The organism is Marinicella sediminis (assembly GCF_002000055.1).
Lineage (GTDB): Bacteria > Pseudomonadota > Gammaproteobacteria > Xanthomonadales > Marinicellaceae > Marinicella > Marinicella sediminis.
This window is the reverse complement of the sequence record NZ_MVBD01000028.1, coordinates 1-2,330: the sequence shown is the minus strand read 5'-3', so window position 1 is coordinate 2,330 and position 2,330 is coordinate 1. Positions and strand designations below refer to the sequence as shown.

At 38.2% G+C, this 2,330-nt stretch carries 4 protein-coding genes; 3 read left to right on the top strand and 1 reads right to left on the bottom strand.

The window, feature by feature from the left end; all coding sequences use genetic code 11:
- Nucleotides 1-194 precede the first annotated feature (194 nt).
- From B0475_RS17270 to B0475_RS17260, 3 genes are all read left to right on the top strand, one after another.
- Entirely contained in the window at nucleotides 195-455 is a 261-nt protein-coding gene (locus B0475_RS17270) for a hypothetical protein (RefSeq protein ID WP_157893056.1), read from the top strand.
- Between the two features lie 3 nt (nucleotides 456-458).
- Nucleotides 459-794 carry a hypothetical protein gene (locus tag B0475_RS17265; RefSeq protein WP_077413126.1) on the top strand — a complete coding sequence of 112 codons (336 nt, stop codon included), beginning with the start codon at nucleotides 459-461 and terminating at the stop codon, nucleotides 792-794.
- A gap of 445 nt (nucleotides 795-1,239) precedes the next feature.
- Nucleotides 1,240-1,731, top strand: coding sequence for a hypothetical protein (locus tag B0475_RS17260; protein WP_077413125.1), 492 nt, complete (start codon nucleotides 1,240-1,242; stop codon nucleotides 1,729-1,731).
- A gap of 308 nt (nucleotides 1,732-2,039) precedes the next feature.
- Here B0475_RS17260 and B0475_RS17255 read toward each other — a convergent pair.
- Nucleotides 2,040-2,330, bottom strand: a 291-nt coding sequence (locus tag B0475_RS17255) for an Ig-like domain-containing protein (protein WP_157893055.1), incomplete at its 5' end; no start/stop codon positions are given.

Here is a 2,330-nt window from a genome sequence, read left to right as displayed (position 1 = left end):
TGGTAATAAGGTGTCTCAGAGACACTGATCTGATATTTCCTGGCCAATCCCATGGTTATCTCCGTTTAAAACCATGATTTTCAGAAATTCAGCTGGAATTAGCTGTGGCAAATCTCTGAAGTGTCCGTATGATATTTCTGAGGGAGTGCCTGTCCGCGCTTTTCTTATATAAATTCAAGCCTGGTGGTGCTGATATGCAAGAATATTATTTGGATCAAGACAGTTATATTGCAGCAGCAAGGTCATTTTGGGCTCCAAATTCGAGAAATGGAGTTATGCAGGATACTAGGTCTTCAGATGGTGCAATTATTAGATTTGAACCCTCAACTGGTTATGTGGGAGTGATGCAAGAGGGGTCAATTAGTACCTTTTTCAGGCTGACTTCACAAATTGAGGGTGTTTCTGATGCTCAAGCTCAAGTGACATGGTTTTTAAATAGTATAGATGGTTGGTAAAAAATGTCTAATTCAAAAAACAAATTTACATCGGAATATTATATTTGTGGCTGGAAACAGTTTATTGAAGAGTGTGAAGATGGATATGGTTGGGACTATGGTGAATATATTAATGAGTTAAGTATAAGAAATGGAATTGAGTACTATATGCAAAAGAAAAACGATGAAGAATTTGAAGCGAAGATTAGAAAGCTTGATGAAGAATTCAAAAGTTTATTAATTCCTGGTGCTTCACTGAAAAAATATAATTCATGGTGGGAAAATGGAGTTTTAAAATACGCAGGTGAAGGATATGCACAATTCATGAAACATAATGGATTTGATGTTGAAATAGTTTGAAAAAATACCAAACAAGGAAACAATACAGGGACAGGCATTAGCTAGATAAACCAGTTGGAGAGATAAAATACAGGGACAGGCACTTTTCAGAGAGACCAGCTTGTATGATTGAGCTGGTTTTTTTGTGGAAGATTAGAAAATTGACGTGGTGTAGAGGCGTTTTTCAGGTTTGAAACACCAGGTGAAATGATCATGGCCAGAAATGCCAGATTTGGAATTAATGGGGTCAGAGTCATTAATTCGCATTCGAGAAAACAAGCAGGTCATTAAAATCAATGACTCTGACCCCATTGACTCACGCATAAATCCATGATTTTCAGAGATTCAGCTGTAATTAGCTGTGGCAAATGTCTGAAGTGGCCGTATGATATTTCTGAGGGAGTGAGGGAGTGCCTGTCCGCGCTTTTCTATAAATAACCTGAAAAGGTATATAAATAGACTCAATATGAATAATGAATTAATTAACAAAAATATGAAATTAGCAATATTAATTTTCTCAATTACCATTGTTTTATCATCATGCCGAGAAAGCAATGTCAATATTGATAGGCCTCTAACTTGTGAGGTTTTATTATATAGCGTGACTTTTTATACTAATGATACACATCTTTTTTTGGATTTTAATAACAATAAATATAATTTTAAACGAATTCAAAATAGCTTGCCAATAGTTGGCAAATTTTCGGAGATTGAGAGTATTACAATAAAGACTTTAAATGAAAAAAATCTATTAACAATTATATTTAGTAAAGAGTTCAATGCTCATTATTACGGTTGGAATCACTACACTTTTGGAAATATTAGTAATCAATGTAAAACTCAGTTGCTTGAAATTTCAAACTCTAGAGGTATTGAATTTAAAGAGAAACTAATCAGGAGGAATACAGGGACGGAGGAGAAATACAGGGACAGGCACTTTTCAAAGAGACCAGCTTGAGTGATTGAGCTGGTTTTTTTGTGGAAGATTAGAAAATTGACGTGGTTTAGAGGCGTTTTTCAGGTTTGAAAAACGGTAATCCCCCCGAAAAATAGCTGAAGTCAAAAGTAGAATTTTCTGATGATGAATCTTAAGGAGATTCGCATGAAAAAGTCCAAATATTCAGACTGCCAGATTCAGAACAACAAGACAGCGACAGGCACCAATCAGGGAAACTAAATTGAAATATTCAGCTGGTTTTTCATCACAGCCATCGCCATATCAGTTGAGTTCAATTGTATTTTGTCATCGTCCCACCTGGGAGCTGTTCAGTCGCCAAACCCATCGGCAAAGATGATGTCCACTTCCCAGCGGGCCAGCGCCAAACAGCGGTGAAGTTGGTTGTTGTGAGTGAATTCATACCGCAGCCGGTCGGTGCCATTGACGCTGTGGCTGAGCTGAAAACTGACCTGGCCTGAACCATCACTTGTGCCATTGAGCACCGTGCCTGTGCCAGGTCCTTTGAACACCGTCAATTGAACCTGTGTGCCGGTCAGCGGGCTGCCATCTGCCTGGTGCAGGTAAAGCGCCAGGGTGTTGTCTTGTTCAGGGTCGATGAT

Bases quoted from the DNA above. Each gene is read 5' to 3' on its own strand.
- B0475_RS17270 (WP_157893056.1), top strand. From the start codon at position 195: ATGCAAGAATATTATTTGGATCAAGACAGTTATATTGCAGCAGCAAGG.
- B0475_RS17265 (WP_077413126.1), top strand. From the start codon at position 459: ATGTCTAATTCAAAAAACAAATTTACATCGGAATATTATATTTGTGGC.
- B0475_RS17260 (WP_077413125.1), top strand. From the start codon at position 1,240: ATGAATAATGAATTAATTAACAAAAATATGAAATTAGCAATATTAATT.